The 15,530-nt window shown below is 61.7% G+C and carries 17 protein-coding genes; 11 read left to right on the top strand and 6 right to left on the bottom strand.

Features of this window, described 5'->3' with window-relative positions:
- The first annotated feature begins 127 nt into the window (after window positions 1-127).
- The 5 genes from AC4BCN_RS26970 (at window position 128) to AC4BCN_RS26950 (ending at window position 5,327) form a co-directional block, all read left to right on the top strand.
- Complete coding sequence (locus AC4BCN_RS26970; protein WP_338679897.1) at window positions 128-1,666, top strand: methyltransferase regulatory domain-containing protein; 1,539 nt, start codon at window positions 128-130, stop codon at window positions 1,664-1,666.
- A gap of 277 nt (window positions 1,667-1,943) precedes the next feature.
- A complete protein-coding gene (locus tag AC4BCN_RS26965) occupies window positions 1,944-2,504 on the top strand; it encodes a DUF2889 domain-containing protein (protein WP_139090628.1) in 561 nt (186 codons plus the stop codon).
- A gap of 78 nt (window positions 2,505-2,582) precedes the next feature.
- A complete protein-coding gene (sucC, locus tag AC4BCN_RS26960; RefSeq protein WP_034746081.1) occupies window positions 2,583-3,752 on the top strand; it encodes an ADP-forming succinate--CoA ligase subunit beta in 1,170 nt (389 codons plus the stop codon).
- Window positions 3,753-3,765: 13 nt separating this feature from the next.
- Window positions 3,766-4,647 (top strand): succinate--CoA ligase subunit alpha, encoded by an 882-nt coding sequence (sucD, locus tag AC4BCN_RS26955; protein ID WP_034746085.1) that lies wholly within the window; start codon window positions 3,766-3,768, stop codon window positions 4,645-4,647.
- A 215-nt stretch (window positions 4,648-4,862) separates the two neighbouring features.
- Window positions 4,863-5,327 (top strand): pilin, encoded by a 465-nt coding sequence (locus AC4BCN_RS26950; protein ID WP_490492178.1) that lies wholly within the window; start codon window positions 4,863-4,865, stop codon window positions 5,325-5,327.
- Between the two features lie 21 nt (window positions 5,328-5,348).
- Here the strand turns inward: AC4BCN_RS26950 and AC4BCN_RS26945 are convergent, their stop codons facing one another.
- Window positions 5,349-6,071 (bottom strand): flagellar brake protein, encoded by a 723-nt coding sequence (locus AC4BCN_RS26945; protein ID WP_490492177.1) that lies wholly within the window; start codon window positions 6,069-6,071, stop codon window positions 5,349-5,351.
- A 162-nt stretch (window positions 6,072-6,233) separates the two neighbouring features.
- Between AC4BCN_RS26945 and AC4BCN_RS26940 the strand changes: the two genes are divergently transcribed.
- Window positions 6,234-6,614 (top strand): DUF6713 family protein, encoded by a 381-nt coding sequence (locus AC4BCN_RS26940; RefSeq protein ID WP_128141779.1) that lies wholly within the window; start codon window positions 6,234-6,236, stop codon window positions 6,612-6,614.
- Here AC4BCN_RS26940 and moaC read toward each other — a convergent pair whose 3' ends face one another.
- Entirely contained in the window at window positions 6,615-7,121 is a 507-nt protein-coding gene (gene moaC / locus AC4BCN_RS26935; protein ID WP_034746095.1) for a cyclic pyranopterin monophosphate synthase MoaC, read from the bottom strand.
- A gap of 186 nt (window positions 7,122-7,307) precedes the next feature.
- On the opposite strand from moaC, the gene AC4BCN_RS26930 reads away from it, so the two are divergent.
- Complete coding sequence (locus AC4BCN_RS26930; RefSeq protein ID WP_128143216.1) at window positions 7,308-8,897, top strand: beta-barrel assembly-enhancing protease; 1,590 nt, start codon at window positions 7,308-7,310, stop codon at window positions 8,895-8,897.
- Here the strand turns inward: AC4BCN_RS26930 and AC4BCN_RS26925 are convergent.
- The 4 genes from AC4BCN_RS26925 to AC4BCN_RS26910 form a co-directional block, all read right to left on the bottom strand.
- Complete coding sequence (locus AC4BCN_RS26925; protein ID WP_490492176.1) at window positions 8,894-9,490, bottom strand: DUF2946 family protein; 597 nt, start codon at window positions 9,488-9,490, stop codon at window positions 8,894-8,896. The genes AC4BCN_RS26930 and AC4BCN_RS26925 overlap by 4 nt on opposite strands.
- Window positions 9,483-10,508 (bottom strand): YheT family hydrolase, encoded by a 1,026-nt coding sequence (locus tag AC4BCN_RS26920; protein WP_490492175.1) that lies wholly within the window; start codon window positions 10,506-10,508, stop codon window positions 9,483-9,485. The genes AC4BCN_RS26925 and AC4BCN_RS26920 overlap by 8 nt, the downstream gene beginning before the upstream one ends.
- Entirely contained in the window at window positions 10,508-10,933 is a 426-nt protein-coding gene (locus AC4BCN_RS26915) for a YybH family protein (protein ID WP_034746103.1), read from the bottom strand. Before AC4BCN_RS26915 ends, AC4BCN_RS26920 begins: the two co-directional genes overlap by 1 nt.
- Before the next feature lie 72 nt (window positions 10,934-11,005).
- Window positions 11,006-11,200 carry a zinc-finger domain-containing protein gene (locus tag AC4BCN_RS26910; RefSeq protein ID WP_034746106.1) on the bottom strand — a complete coding sequence of 65 codons (195 nt, stop codon included), beginning with the start codon at window positions 11,198-11,200 and terminating at the stop codon, window positions 11,006-11,008.
- Window positions 11,201-11,458: 258 nt separating this feature from the next.
- Here AC4BCN_RS26910 and AC4BCN_RS26905 point away from each other — a divergent pair, with 258 nt between their 5' ends.
- The 4 genes from AC4BCN_RS26905 to pyk all read left to right on the top strand — a co-directional run bounded on the left by AC4BCN_RS26905 (window position 11,459) and on the right by pyk (window position 15,384).
- Window positions 11,459-12,193, top strand: a complete 735-nt coding sequence (locus AC4BCN_RS26905; RefSeq protein ID WP_456147844.1) for an AzlC family ABC transporter permease — start codon at window positions 11,459-11,461, stop codon at window positions 12,191-12,193.
- Window positions 12,186-12,536, top strand: a complete 351-nt coding sequence (locus tag AC4BCN_RS26900) for an AzlD domain-containing protein (RefSeq protein ID WP_485881733.1) — start codon at window positions 12,186-12,188, stop codon at window positions 12,534-12,536. The genes AC4BCN_RS26905 and AC4BCN_RS26900 overlap by 8 nt, the downstream gene beginning before the upstream one ends.
- A 77-nt stretch (window positions 12,537-12,613) precedes the next feature.
- Window positions 12,614-13,825: a phosphoglycerate kinase gene (locus tag AC4BCN_RS26895; protein ID WP_490492174.1), complete on the top strand. Its 1,212-nt coding sequence runs from the start codon at window positions 12,614-12,616 to the stop codon at window positions 13,823-13,825.
- A 110-nt stretch (window positions 13,826-13,935) separates the two neighbouring features.
- On the top strand, window positions 13,936-15,384 hold the full coding sequence (gene pyk, locus AC4BCN_RS26890) for a pyruvate kinase (RefSeq protein WP_034780607.1): 1,449 nt from the start codon (window positions 13,936-13,938) through the stop codon (window positions 15,382-15,384).
- Window positions 15,385-15,530 lie beyond the last annotated feature (146 nt).

Below are 15,530 nucleotides of genomic sequence, written 5' to 3'. Positions count from 1 at the left end.
GTCGTGCCCCATGAACTGCGCTTTCAAACGCCGTTTGTTTCCAGTATGGCGACGCCGCGCGATAAGGTATTCTGGCGCTCGAACGCTGTGCGATGCGCGCAGCACCACTGACCGTGACAGGATCGAGATGAGCAACTGGAATGCCGGCTATGTGGCCGAAATCGCCTATACCTATGGCTATTACGAAGAATTGAATCCTCTGCGCCTGCGGCTGCCCCTGCTGGCTGCCGGGCTTGCCTTGCCGGCCAGCGGCACGGCTTGCGAGCTGGGCTTTGGCCAGGGCATCAGCGCCAACATCCATGCGGCGGCGTCTTCCACGCGCTGGCATGGCAATGATTTCAATCCGTCCCAGGCCACCTTTGCGCAGGAGCTGGCCAGCGTGACCGGCGCCGGCGCACAGTTCACGGACGAATCGTTCGCGCAGTTTTGCCGCCGTGACGACTTGCCCGATTTCGACTTTATCTGCCTGCACGGGATCTGGAGCTGGGTCTCGGCAGAAAATCGCGCCTTGATCGTCGATTTCCTGCAGCGCAAGCTGAAAGTGGGTGGCGTCGCCTATATCAGCTATAACACGCAGCCGGGCTGGAGTGCCATGATGCCGATGCGCGACTTGCTGGCCGAGCATAGCCGCGTCATGAGCGCGCCCGGCGTGGGCGTGCTGGCACGAGTCGACGGCGCCATCGATTTTGTCGACAGGATGATCGCCGTGCAACCGCGCTACCTGGAGGCCAATCCCCTGCTGGCGGACCGTTTCGAGAAGCTGAAAGCGCTGGACCGCAACTATATTGCACACGAATATTTCAATGCGGATTGGCAGCCGATGGCCTTTTCCAGCGTTGCGGCCATGCTGGGCGAGGCCAAGCTGGAGTTCGCCTCGTCCGCCAACTATACCGCTCTGGTCGACATGCTGAACCTGACGGCCGAACACCAGCAATTCCTGGCCGAGATACCCGATCCCGTCTTCCGCGAGACGACGCGCGCCTTTCTCGTCAACGAGCAATTCCGCAAGGATTACTGGGTCAAGGGCGCGCGCAGGCTGACGCCGTTGGCCCAGGTCAGCGCCGTGCGGGCCGTGCGCGTGATGCTGGCCGTGCCCCGCGACGAAGTGGTGTTGAGCGTGCACGGGGTGCTGGGCGACGCCGATATGGACGAGCGCGTGTATGCGCCCGTGCTCGACGCCATGGCCGACCATCGCGTGTACACGATAGGCGAACTGGAGCTGCAACTGGCGGGTAGCGAAGCCGGCCTGGCCGCCTTGCTGCAGATCATATTGGTGCTGGTCAGCAAGGGCAGCGTGCTTGCCGTCCAGGACGAGGCCGACATCGCTGTGGCGCGGCCGCAGACGGCGCGGCTGAATGCGCACTTGCTGGAGCAGGCGCTGGCAAGAACCGACTTGCACAGCCTCGCCAGCCCCCTGACGGGCGGCGGCGTGGTTGTATCGCATTTACAACAACTGTTCCTGTGGGCAAAACAGCAAGGTTGTCCAACGCCGCAAGAATGGGTGCGCGCGACGTGGCCGGTACTGCTGCGCCTGGAGCAACTGCTGACGAAGGACGGGCAGCCCTTGTTGACGGAAGAGGAAAACCTGGCCGAACTGCTGGCGCGCGCGGAATATTTTTCCGCGCGCACCTTGCCCGTTTTACGCGCACTGGGTGTGGCTGACTGAAGCGCGGCGCCGGCCAGTGCGCCGGTGCCGCAGGCATGCTTTCAAGTTATCTGCATTGTGAATAATTGTCATTGATTTTGCGATTTTCGTTAATGATTTGCGGCAGACGGCACGACCAATAAAAAATTATGTTGCGGCGCAACTAGCGCCCTGTGTGCTACACTTTTAGGGTTTTTGCGGCGCCGCAGGTGCGGTTGCTGTTCGTAGAAGCTGCGAACAGAGTGCTTTAGGCACATGGCTGCTTACTAATTATGGCCGCGCAAGCGGCATCGGTCTTATGCCCCTGTCAACTCCCGTATCCCGGCGCGCCCTACGGCACTCCCGCGTTATCGACGTCCAAGCGTATGTGCGCGACGACGGCCTGTGGGATATTGACGCCCATATCACCGACATCAAAAGCTATGACGCGACCCTGGCCTCCGGCCCCCGTCCCGCCGGCGCCCCTCTGCATGACCTCCACTTGCGCATTACCGTCGATCGCGAACTGACCATTGTCGAGGCCGAAGCTGTCTCCGATGCCGTGCCCTATCCCGGTTTTTGCGATACCATCGGCCCCGCTTACAGGGCGCTGATCGGTTTGAATTTATTGAAGAATTTCCGCCGCGACTTGAAACAGCGCCTGGCGGGAATCGCTGGCTGTACCCATTTGACCGAACTGGCGCAAGTCTTGCCGACTGCGACGGTTCAGGCATTTGCCGGCGATGTCTGGTCGACCCGTGACGGTGAGAATGCTGACTTGTCGCATGAAAAGCCGTTTCAACTCGACAAATGCCACGCCCTGCGCACCGATGGCGGGGCAGTTGCACAGTATTACCCGCGCTGGGTAGCCAAAGCGTGACCCCGGCGCTCTGTTTTTCCTGTTTTTTTTGCACCACTAACCGTATTTTTACAAATCAGTATCAGAAGGGAAGCCAGCATGAAAATCCATGAGTATCAAGCCAAAGAAATCCTCCGGCAGCACGGAGTGACGGTACCACGCGGTATTCCGTGCATGTCCGTCGAAGAAGCCGTCAAGGCTGCGGAAACCCTGGGCGGCCCGGTATGGGTTGTCAAGGCGCAGATCCACGCAGGTGGCCGCGGCAAGGGCGGCGGCGTGAAAGTGGCAAAATCGATCGAACAGGTCAAGGAATACGCTGACCAGATCATGGGCATGCAGCTGATCACGCACCAGACCAGCGCCGAAGGCCAGAAAGTCAATCGCCTGCTGGTGGAAGAAGGCGCCGACATCAAACAAGAACTGTACGTTTCGCTGGTCACCGACCGCGTCACCCAGAAAATCGTCCTGATGGCTTCGTCCGAAGGCGGCATGGACATCGAAGAAGTGGCCGAAAGCCACCCAGAGAAGATCCATCACGTCACCATCGATCCAGGCACGGGCCTGACCGATGCCCAGGCAGACGACATCGCCGCCAAAATCGGCGTGCCTGCCGGTTCCATCGCCGACGCTCGCGTCAACCTGCAAGGCCTGTACAAAGCGTACTGGGAAACCGATTGCTCGCTGGCCGAGATCAACCCGCTGATCGTTACCGGCAGCGGCAAAGTCATCGCCCTGGACGCCAAGTTCAACTTTGACCCGAACGCTCTGTTCCGTCATCCGGAAATCGTCGCCCTGCGCGATCTGGACGAAGAAGATCCAGCTGAAATCGAAGCGTCGAAATTCGACCTGGCCTACATTTCGCTCGACGGCAACATCGGTTGCCTGGTGAACGGCGCCGGTCTGGCCATGGCGACCATGGACACCATCAAGCTGTTCGGCGGCGAGCCAGCCAACTTCCTGGACGTCGGCGGCGGCGCCACGGCAGAAAAAGTCACCGAAGCGTTCAAGATCATGCTGAAAAACCCAGGCCTGAAAGCCATCCTGGTGAACATTTTCGGCGGCATCATGCGTTGCGACGTGATCGCTGAAGGCGTGATCGCCGCAGTGAAAGCCGTCTCGCTGAACGTGCCACTGGTCGTGCGCATGAAGGGCACCAACGAAGACCTGGGCAAAAAGATGCTGGCCGATTCCGGTCTGCCTATCATCGCAGCCGACACCATGGAAGATGCAGCCAAGAGCGTCGTTGCCGCTGCTGCCGGTCAAGCTTAATTAAGGAATCAACATGTCCATTCTGATCAATAAAGATACCAAAGTCGTTACCCAAGGGATTACCGGCAAGACCGGCCAGTTCCACACCCGCGGTTGCCGCGACTACGCGAACGGCAAAGCTGCCTTCGTGGCAGGCGTGAACCCGAAGAAAGCCGGCGAAGATTTCGAAGGCATTCCTATTTTCGCTAACGTGACCGAAGCGAAAAAAGAAACCGGCGCCAACGTTTCCGTCATCTACGTACCGCCAGCAGGCGCTGCAGCGGCGATCTGGGAAGCTGTCGAAGCTGAAATGGATCTGGCCATTTGCATCACCGAAGGCATTCCTGTCCGTGACATGATGGCCCTGAAAGACCGCATGGCCAAAGCCAACAGCAAAACCTTGCTGCTGGGCCCTAACTGCCCAGGCTTGATCACGCCAGACGAAATCAAGATCGGCATCATGCCAGGCCACATCCACAAGAAAGGCCGTATCGGCGTGGTGTCCCGTTCGGGCACCCTGACCTATGAAGCAGTGGGTCAATTGACCGCACTGGGCCTGGGCCAATCGTCGGCAGTCGGCATCGGCGGCGACCCGATCAACGGTCTGAAGCACATCGACATCATGAAGATGTTCAATGATGATCCAGATACCGACGCGGTCATCATGATCGGCGAAATCGGTGGTCCGGACGAAGCCAACGCGGCTTATTGGATCAAAGACAACATGAAAAAACCGGTCGTTGGCTTCATCGCTGGCGTCACCGCCCCTCCAGGCAAGCGCATGGGCCACGCCGGCGCGCTGATCTCGGGCGGTGCCGATACGGCACAAGCCAAGCTGGAAATCATGGAAGCTTGCGGCATCACCGTGACCAAAAACCCGTCGGAAATGGCGCGTCTGCTGAAAGCCATGCTGTAATTTTCAGCCTGGTTCATGCAGTACAAAAAAGGAGCTTCGGCTCCTTTTTTTTTGTCCGCAAGACAGGCCGATTCCCGGCCTGGGCGGACGGCGCTGGTCCGAACCCGCCCAAATGTGTCGCTTTTCTTTCCGTGCGTACCGGCGCTGCCCGGGCGCGCCGCTGGCATGGCGCTTGCACCATGCATGGGGTGAGCAATGCACAATGGGAGAATACGATGCGCGCGCAAAGCGGTTTTACCCTGATAGAACTGATGATCGTGGTGGCCATCGCCAGCATCCTGGCGGCCGTGGCCATTCCCCAGTACGGCGACTATACGATGCGGGCCAAGGTCAGCAATGTGCTGGCGGCCGCTGCGCCGCTGAAGACTGCCGTGGCCCTGTGCGTGCAGGAAAATGGCGGCGAGGCGGCCGCCTGCAGCACGCCTACCGCGGCCGTGCCCAGCGCCATCCCCGTGTTCAGCGCCACGCGCGAAGTGGCCAGCGCCAAGGTCGACAAGGGCGATATCGAGCTGACCCTGGCGGGCGACCTGGGCAGCGGTTTGGGCGGCCAGACGGTGAACATGGAGTTGCAGCTCGGCACCAGCAGCCTGAGCTGGTTCAACAGCACCAGCGTGACGAATGCGGCGGCCAAGGAAGCCATTACCCGCATGAATATTCCCAAGGTGGTGGCGACGCAGTAAGCGGCACCTGCCGCGCCGGTATCAGACGATTTTTTGCCGGTCCGCGATCAGCGCTTCATAGGTGAGGTTTTGCAGCAGCGTGTAATGGGTCGGTTCCAGGTCGATGAATTGCACGCCGTAAGTATAGATTTCCGCTACCCCGGCGGCGTGGCCACTCGATGGCTTGCCCACGCTGACGTTCTGGATGCGGGCGCGCGTGTTGACGCGCATCTGATGCCTGTTCGGCTGCACCAGCAGGGTAAAGCTCAGCGCCACGCCTTCGTCATCGGGCGTAAGCATGCTGGGCGCTTCGATCAGCGCGCCCGATACGCTGAGATTGACGATGAACACGGGCACAGCCGCCACGTCGCGGTAGCTCAGCTGCGCCGGAATGTCCACCTTGACGCGCATGGCCGTGCGCAGGCTGGTGCCCTGGATGGTGTCGGGAAAGCTCAGGTGGACATAGTTGAGCGGGCGGCCGAAGATGCGCAGCACGCTGCAGGAAAACGAACAGACGGTGACACCGGAAAACACGCGGATGGTCAGCTTGTCGCCTTCGTTGAGGACAATCGACGCGCCGTTTTCCATGGGAATCTTGACGATCAGGTACTCGTCTTTCACATAGCCGATCACGGTCGAGAAATGCTGGATGGGTTTGATGGTGCGGTGCGTGATGAACTGGATGCGTCCCCCCACCTGCAGATTCATGGCCTCGAAGTCGAAGTCCTGGAGCTTGCTTTCCGCGGCGGGTCTGTTGCTTGTCATGCGATGCTCATCTGGATATGGACGACTCGCAGTATGCATGATTTCTTGATGAAAAAACATTTATATCAATGAAATTCATTTTTGCATCGAAAGTGCCATGGGCACGAGCCGGTGCGCGGTGCAGGCTTTACAATGGGATCAATATTGACGAATGTAAATCTTATGCCGCGCAGCTACTTCTGGACCATGTTGTTCCTGATCTTGCATCAAATCGACGCTGCCTACTGGAAAGAGTGGGAGATGTTTCATTTGCCGGGTGGCGTGCAGGGTTTTCTCGTGTTTAACCTGGCGGCGATTGCCCTGGTGCTGGCCGGTTACCGGCACGTGCTGCTGGCCACCGCGCGGGCGACCTTGTATGCTTGTGTCTGCGCCGCGCTGGGCGTGGGAACGTTCCTGATCCACGCCGGCTTTGCGCTGGCAGGGCTGGAACAATTCCACTTGCCCCTGTCCATGGCCATCATCGCGCTGTGCCTGGCCAGTGCAGTCTGCTTGCTGCGTGACTTGCGCCGCGTCCAGGGCCAGCTTGCGCGCCAGGCAAAATAATTAGACCTCGGCGTGCCAATCGCCCGACTTGCCGCCATGCTTTTCCAGCACGCGCACATTCGTCATGACCATGCCGCGGTCGACGGCCTTGCACATATCGTAGATCGTCAACAAGCCGATTTGCACGGACGTGAGCGCTTCCATTTCCACGCCGGTTTTTCCTGTCGTATCGACTTGGGCGCGGCAGTGCACGCTGTTGGCCGCTTCGTCCACTTCAAAATCGACGGTGACGCGCGTGAGGGCCAGCGGGTGGCACAGGGGAATCAGGTCGCTGGTGCGCTTGGCGCCCATGATGGCGGCGATGCGGGCGATGCCCAGCACGTCGCCTTTCTTGGCGTTGCCGGAAATGATCAATGCCAGGGTGGCGGGCTGCATGCGGATGGTGCCGGCGGCCACGGCGCTACGGCGCGTGTCTTCCTTGCTGCCCACATCGACCATATGGGCCTGGCCCGTGGCGTCGAAATGGGTCAGTTCCCCGGCGGGGGCTTGCTTGTCTGCTGTTGTCATGGCGTCAAAATAGGTGAGAAAAGGGGAGCGCGGCACGCCCGGTCACGACCTCATGCCACTGGCATGACGCGTGGGAATGGGCGCCGCGAACAAGGTATGATAGCACCCGTGAATTCAAAAACTCCCCTTCCGATCATCGTGGAAAACGCCGCTGCGCCATGGCTGCGCGGCTCACGGCGCGCAGCCATGCTGGCTGCATTATGGCTGGCGGCGCCCTGTGCGCTGGCGCAAACCTATACGTCCGCGCCTGCTGCGCCAGCCGCCAATGTAGCGGCCAAGCCGGCTGGCGGCTGGACGCCGCTGGCCGTGCCGCCGGCGCCTAACCTACCGAACCTGGGTGACACGTCGCGCGAAGACCTGTCGCCAGCGATGGAGCGCAAGATCGGCGAGGAAATCATGCGCGGTATCCGCGGCGACCGCGACTACCTCGACGACGCGCCCTTGCTCGAATACCTGAATACCTTCGGCAACGCGCTCGTGGCGGCGCGCCCCAGCGTGCGCGGCGAAACGAATTACGACTATTTCTTCTTTGCCGTGCGCGATCCCCAGTTGAACGCGTTTGCCTTGCCCGGCGGCTTCATCGGCGTGCACTCGGCCCTGGTGCTGGCGGCGCAAACGGAGGCGGAACTGGCGTCCGTGCTGTCGCACGAGATCGGCCACGTGGCGCAGCGCCATATCGCGCGCATGCTGGGCCAGCAGCGCCAGGATGCCCTGATGCCGCTGGCGGCCATGCTGCTGGCGGCGCTCGCTTCGCGCGCGGGCGGCGACGTGGCCATGGGCGTGTTTGCCGCCGGCCAGGGCCTGGCCATCCAGCGCCAGCTCAATTTCGGCCGCGACGCCGAACGCGAGGCGGACCGCATCGGTTTCCAGATCATGGGCGAGGCCGGTTTCGACACCACCGGCATGGTGGCCTTCTTCGGCCGCATGCAGGCAGCGAGCCGCTCGTACAGCGACTTGATGCCCGCCTATTTGCAGACCCACCCGCTGACGACGGAACGCATTGCCGACATCCAGGCGCGCATCCGCGAGCAGCCGTACAAGCAGCGGGCGGACAGTCTGAGTTTCCACCTGGCCCGGGCGCGCGCCCGCGTGCTGCAGGATGAAAGCGTGCAAGGCCTGTTGAATGCCAAGGCTGTCTTCAAGACACAGCTGGAACAGCAAAGCCGCTTCCAGGTGACGGCCGCCCATTACGGCTTGTCCTTTGTCGCCGTCAAGCAGGGCAAGCCGGCGGAGGCGCAAAAGGAACTCGACGCGGCCAATGCCGCCCTGCACCAGCCAGCAGGGCCGAATGTGTTTACCTCGGGCGGCACGCAAGCGCCCAATTCCCTGCTGGCGGCGATGGCGCTGGAAGTGCTGTTGATGCCGGCGCAAAAGAAGGAAGTGGCGCAGCAAGCCCTGAAGGCGGCGGACGCTGCGCGCCAGCAGTTCCCCCTCTCGCGCGGCATTGCCCATCAGTATGCGGAAGCGCTGATGGCTGCCGGCAAGCTGGAGCAATCGACCTTGTATCTGCGCGAGCAGGTGCAGCTCTACAAGGAAGAGCCGGAACTGTACGATTTACTGGCGAAAGCCTATGCGGACCAGGGCAAGATGACCTTGCAGCACATGGCGCTGGCCGAATCCTACGTGCTGCAGGGCGCCACCATGGCCGCGCTGGACCAGCTGACGATCGCCCGCAAATCGACGGACGCGACCTTCTATGACCAGGCCGTGATCGATGCGCGCGAGCGCGAGCTGCAGGAAAAGCGCCGCGAACAGATCAAGGACCAGAAGGGTTAGTCCTGATCGGCTTGCGGCACCGGCTGGAAGCCGAAGGTTTGCGGCACGTCATCGTAGCGCAGCGGCTGCACGGCAATCTCCTTGCCGTCATGCAATAAAGTCAGCTTGCCCCGAGCGTTCTTCAGCCAGGTCAGCAAGGTCTCGTCGCTCAAGGCCAGCCCATCGAAGTACAGCGACGCCAGCACTTGCGAAATGTCGCGGTCGTCGACCTGCGCCACGATATCGCCATGGCGCAAGATCAGCATGCCGTCGTCGCACCAATACACTTGCTCGATTCTCGTTAGCGGCGCGCCCGTCTGCAAGACAAAACCGTGCTGCGGGTCGCTGCGGGCGATATACGGCGTCGCCTCCAGATTCACATACACGCGCTGCGGGCCATTCTGGAAAAACCAGCAACCGCGTTCGTCCTGGGCGTAATTGCGGTTGATGAAATTCAACAGGGCCGCATGGACGATCTTGTCGCCGGGCAGTTGTTGCTGTTGCGCCTGCTGGTCGCGCATGCGCCAGTGGCCGCGCGCGTCCAGCCCCAGCCAGCCGTAGCAGTGGGGTACGTTCGGCCATTTGGCCAGGGCTTGCTTGACGAGTTCATCCATGTGTAGCGTTTTCCATGTGAGTGCGCACACCGCCAGCGTGCCAGTTTTGCGGCGCAGACGGCGCCATGTTGCCGTTTTCAAAGAAGGAGAGCAGCCGTTGCGGCAGCCAATGCAAGCTTCCCGGCATCTTGCCGGCGGCAAAGCCGACGTGGCCGCCGTGGCGCGGATACTCGAGCGTGACCTTCGGTGCGGCGCTGCGCGGCAGGTAGCGCCCGGGCAGGAAGGGGTCGTTCTGTGCATTGAGCACCAGGGTCGGCACGGTGATGTCCTGCAAGACGTGTTTGGCGCTGGCGCGGTGCCAGTAATCGTCGGCGTCGCGGTAGCCGTGCAGCGGTGCCGTGACGACATTGTCGAAGGCGTGCAGATCGCGCGCGGCCAGCATGGCGTCGCGCGCGAACAGGCCGGGAAACTGCTCGAGCTTGGCCAGGCATTTCGGTTTCAAGGTGTTCAGGAACATGCGCGTGTAGAGCCGGTTGGCGCCCGAAGACAGGGCCTTGCCCCCTTGCGCCAGGTCCAGCGGGGCCGACACGGCCGCGGCCGCATCGATGAAATCGGCCTGGTGCTGCGACTGGCCCAGCCAGCACAGCAGGGCGTTGCCGCCCAGCGAGACGCCGGCCGCATACAATTTTCCCGTGGCGCGCGGGCGCAGGCGCTGCACGATCCAGTCCACTTCCTGCGCATCGCCCGAATGGTAAAAACGGGGCGCCAGGTTCGCTTCGCCCGAGCAGCCGCGAAAATGCGGTACGGCGCCCGACCAGCCGCGCGCGGCCACCTCGGCCATCAAGGAGCGCGCGTAATGGCTGTTCGACGAGCCTTCCAGGCCGTGGAACAGCACGACGAAGGGCTGGCCTGGCTGGCCATCGACCAGGTCGACGTCGACGAAATCGCCATCGGGCGCTTGCCAGCGTTCGCGGCGGAAGGCCACGGCCGGCTTGGCGAGGCATACGGCCGGATAAATCGTTTGCGCGTGGCCGCCAGGCAGCCACAGCGGAGCGGTGTAGGGAAGAGACAAAGCCATCAGTGCAGGATCTGCGTCCCCGCGGCGTCGGCCGGTGCGCCACCGGGGGCGATGGAAGCGTGGTGCAGCACGATGCGCCAGCCGCGCGGCGTTTTTACATACACATTCGTGGCCAGCAAATGCGCCGGGCCGCCTTCTTCCTGGGTCACGCCTTCGATCACCGTGTGCACCGAACTCATCAGATTGTGCGTTTCATGCAGCTGCGCCGGCACGATGTGCAGGCCGCCGCCGGCCAGAATGGTTTCCCACGAGGCGCGGATGGCGGCATGGCCGATCAGGCGCGCGCCACCCGGGTGGATGCAGACGATCTCTTCATCGTCGGCCCACAGCGCCATCAGCGCTTCGAGGTCGGCGCGGTGCAAGGCATCGTAGAACGCCGCTTCGACTTCGGCGGCGCTGCCATTGAGTTCTTTCAGACGTTTCATGACGACTCCGGGCTGATCGGTATAACTTGATGCAAATAAAAACGGCGCGCTGGGGGCGCGCCGCTGGGCAGTTTAATGGTGGCCGGCGCTGGCGCCTTCCTTCAGGGTGTAGGCCGTGCCGCAGTACGGGCACTTGGCGACGCCGTCCTTGTTGAATTCCAGGAACACGCGCGGATGCGACGACCACAGCGGCATGGCCGGGTTAGGGCAGTGGGCTGGCAAGTCTTTACTGTCGAGTTCGACCGCTGGCTGGGTGGTTTTTGTCATCTTGTCATGCTCCGTGAGGCTGTATGGAAGGAAGTCGGCTGCTGCCAAAAGCACGATTTTAACGGATTCAGGCAGACAGCAAAAATCATGGCTAAAATGTCGGCTTGATCATCTTCGGCTGCGGCGCGGTTTTTCGCGACAATATGGCTGCCGTAGCGCCACCCTGACTGGATTTGCCTTGCCGGTATCACCGTTGCGGAGCCGTTCTCCGCGCACCATTGTTGTGCAGTTACCACACTACCTCGGCCGGAGCGCCGCGTGAACGCCGTCCCGGCCGCCAAGGACGACGTCCTGCTGAAAGACGCCTGGCGCGCCGGCCTGAACCTGGGGGCGCCCACCCTGCTGGGCATCGCCGCCTGGGGCATGGTGGTGGGCGTGGCCATGGTGAAAAGCGGCCTGACTGTCGCGCAGGCGGGGGCCATGACCCTGTTTGTCTTTGCCGGCTCGGCCCAGCTCGCGTCCTTGCCCCTGCTGGCCGCGCAGGCGCCCGTGTGGGTAATCTTTGCCACGGCTCTCGTCGTCAATTTGCGTTTTGTTATCTTTTCCGTGCTGCTGGCCCCCCATTTTTCCCATCTGCCGTGGCGCCAGCGCTTTGCGCTCGGCTATGTGGCCGGCGACATCACGGTGGGCCTGTTCCTGCAACGCTACCCCCATGAAACGCCGGACCCGGCCAAGCTGCCTTTCCTGAAAGGCTTGATCTACCCCAACTGGCTGGCCTGGCAAATCGGTTCCTTCATCGGCATCGTGCTGGGCGCCGTCGTGCCGGCCGAATGGGGGCTCGGTTTCGCGGGCACCCTGGCGATCCTGTGCGTGACGGTGCCGCTGATCCTCAGCCGCGCCGCCCTGTGCGGCGTGCTGGTGGCGGGCGCGGTGGCCGTGCTGGCCTTTGGCCTGCCGTATAAGCTGGGCTTGCTGGTGGCCGTCGTGGTGGGCATGGTCAGCGCCATGGCCGTGGAAGAATTGACAGAAAAATGGACAAAACGCCATGATTGACGGCATCGACTTGGGCAGGGCAGACGTGTGGATCGCCATCGCCGTGCTGGTGGTGGCAACGGCTGCCACGCGCAGCACCTTCTGGCTGATCGGCCATCACATCACCATCCCGCGCCGCGTGGGCGAGATGCTGCGCTATGCGCCGGCCTGCGCGCTGGCTGCCATCATCGCGCCCGACCTGCTGATGGAAGGGCAGCAAGTGCACTTCGACTTATCGAATTTGAAACTCTTGTCGGGTATTGCCGCCACGCTCTTTTTCGTGATTCGCCGCAATATGCTGCAAACCATCGTCTTCGGCATGCTGGTTTTCACGGGCTTGCGACTGTTGCATGTTTTTCAGTAAAGCAGGACAAATCGGCGATTTGGTCTGGTCCTTGCGGTAAAATAGCGCACTTCCTTCCACTCGTCATCTGGATCGCCATGTCAGCTGTTCTCAACTTCATCCGTCTGCAAGATTTGATCGCCCAAAATGCACTGCAAGGCAAGCGCGTGTTTATCCGCGCCGACCTGAACGTCCCGCAAGATGACAGTGGCAAGATCACCGAAGATACGCGCATCCGCGCCTCGGTGCCGGCCATCCGCGCCGCCCTGGACGCTGGCGCTGCCGTCATGGTGACGTCGCACCTGGGCCGTCCGACGGAAGGCGAGTTCAAGCCGGCCGACAGCCTGGCGCCCGTGGCCGCCCGCCTGTCCGAGCTGCTGGGCCAGGAAGTGGCACTGAAACAGAACTGGATCGATGGCGCCGGCCTGGAATCCCTGGCCGCCGGCCAAGTGGTCTTGCTGGAAAACGTGCGCGTCAACAAGGGCGAAAAGAAAAACAGCGATGAGCTGGCGCAAAAAATGGCCAAGCTGTGCGATATTTACGTCAATGACGCGTTCGGCACGGCCCACCGCGCCGAAGCGTCCACGCACGGCATCGCCAAGTTCGCCCCTGTCGCCTGCGCCGGTCCGCTGCTGGCCGCCGAACTCGACGCGCTGGGGAAGGCTTTGCACGCACCCGCCCGCCCACTGCTGGCAATTGTTGCCGGTTCGAAGGTATCGAGCAAGCTGACCATTTTGAAAGCGCTGTCCGACAAGGTCGATAACCTGATCGTCGGCGGCGGCATCGCCAACACCTTCATGAAGGCCGTCGGCTTGAACGTCGGCAAGTCGCTGGTGGAAGCGGAGCTCGTTGAAGAGGCGAAAGCCATCATCGACATCATGGCCAAGCGCGGCGCGCAAGTACCGATTCCCGTCGACGTCGTGTGCGCCAAGGAATTCTCGCCAACGGCAGCCGCCACCGTCAAGGACGTGGCCGACGTGGCGGACGACGACATGATCCTCGATATCGGCCCGAAAACGGCCGCCCTGCTGGCGCAGCAGATCGGCGCCGCCGGCACCATCGTGTGGAACGGTCCCGTCGGTGTGTTCGAGTTCGACCAGTTCGGCAACGGCACCAAGACCTTGGCCTTGGCCATTGCCGATTCGAAAGCTTTCTCGATTGCCGGCGGTGGCGACACCTTGGCGGCGATTGCCAAATACGATATTACCGATAAAATCAGCTATATCTCGACCGGCGGCGGCGCTTTCCTGGAATTCCTGGAAGGCAAAACCCTCCCAGCAGTTGAGATCCTGATGCAACGCGCAGGCTGATCCGGCCTGACTGTAGTGCCACCAAGCGCAGCCTGACCGCTGCGCTTTTACCTTGCCGGGCGGCTCAGCCGCCAGGTCTTGCTCACCTTCGCTCGCGCACAAGGACTCCTATGCCACGCGGTACAAAAATCGTAGCAACAATCGGCCCCGCTTCCACTGACTTCGATATCCTGGTCAAAATGATACGTGCGGGCGTCGACGTGGTGCGCTTGAATTTTTCCCACGGCAAGGCGCAAGACCATATCGACCGCGCGGCGCTGGTGCGCCTGGCGGCAGCTGAATGCGGCCGCGAAGTGGCCATCATGGCCGATATGCAAGGGCCGAAGATTCGCGTCGGCAAGTTTGAAAACACGCGCATCCAGCTGGAAGCAGGCGAGCGCTTCATCCTCGACGCCAAGTGGGGCGAAAACGGCGAACTGGGTAACCAGGAGCGTGTCGGCCTCGATTACAAGGCCTTGCCGCGCGACTTGCACAAGGGCGACGTGCTGCTGCTGAATGACGGCCTCATCGTGCTGATCGTCGAGCGCATCCACGGCAGCGAAATCCACACGACCGTCAAAATTGGCGGCGAGTTGTCGAACAACAAGGGCATCAACCGCCAGGGCGGCGGCCTGTCCGCGCCGGCCCTGACGGCCAAGGATATGGAAGACATCAAGACGGCCATGAGTTTCCAGGCCGACTATCTGGCCATTTCCTTCCCGAAATGCGCGACCGACATGGAGATGGCGCGCCAGCTGGCCAATATCGCGGGTGAACCGTATCACCACAAGCCGATGATGATCGCCAAGATCGAGCGCGCGGAAGCCATTCCTGCGCTGCAAGAGATTCTCGACGCTTCCGACGGCATCATGGTGGCGCGTGGCGACCTGGCCGTCGAGGTGGGTAATGCGGCCGTGCCGGCCTTGCAAAAGCGCATGATCAAGATGGCGCGCGCATCGAACAAGCTGGCGATCACGGCCACGCAGATGATGGAATCGATGATCGTCAACGCCGTGCCGACCCGCGCGGAAGTATCGGACGTGGCGAATGCCGTGCTCGACGGCACGGATGCCGTCATGACGTCGGCCGAAACGGCCTCGGGCAAGTACCCGATCGAGACGGTGGAAATGATGGCCGCCATCTGCGTGGAAGCGGAACAGTCCGAATACAACAAGCTCGATGCCGATTTCCTCAACGTCACGTTTACCCGCATCGACCAGTCGATCGCGTACGGCGCCCTGTTTACGGCCCACCATTTGCGCGTCAAAGCCATCGTGGCGCTGACGGAATCCGGTTCCACCGCCTTGTGGATGAGCCGCCACAGCATCGACACGCCGATCTATGCACTGACGCCCAGCGTCACGACTTTGCGCAAAGCCGCGCTGTACCGCAATGTTCGGGCGTATCATCTGATGCAGAACGCCCCCAGCGCGCAAGTGCTGAAGCAGGCCGAAGAGCTGCTGGTGGCGCAGGGTATCGTCCGCAAGGGCGACATGATCGTCGTCACCTGGGGCGAGCCGATGGGTCAGGTGGGCGGCACGAATGCCCTGAAAATTGTCACAGTCGGCGAGTTTGAATAAGAACGCCCACAAACCGCCCAGGGCGTTGTTGCATTGCCTCGTCGTACTAGTCGTACTGCCTTCGGCAACGCGCCTAGCCCTGAGCAGTTTGCTGGACGTTCTGGTTTGGTTGAAAGAATTCAGGCGCCGCCGCGGTCATTGACCGC

The organism is Janthinobacterium sp. Bl 1 (genome assembly GCF_058215535.1).
The sequence above is the reverse complement of the archived record's forward strand: the minus strand, read 5'-3'. Positions and strand labels throughout refer to the sequence as shown.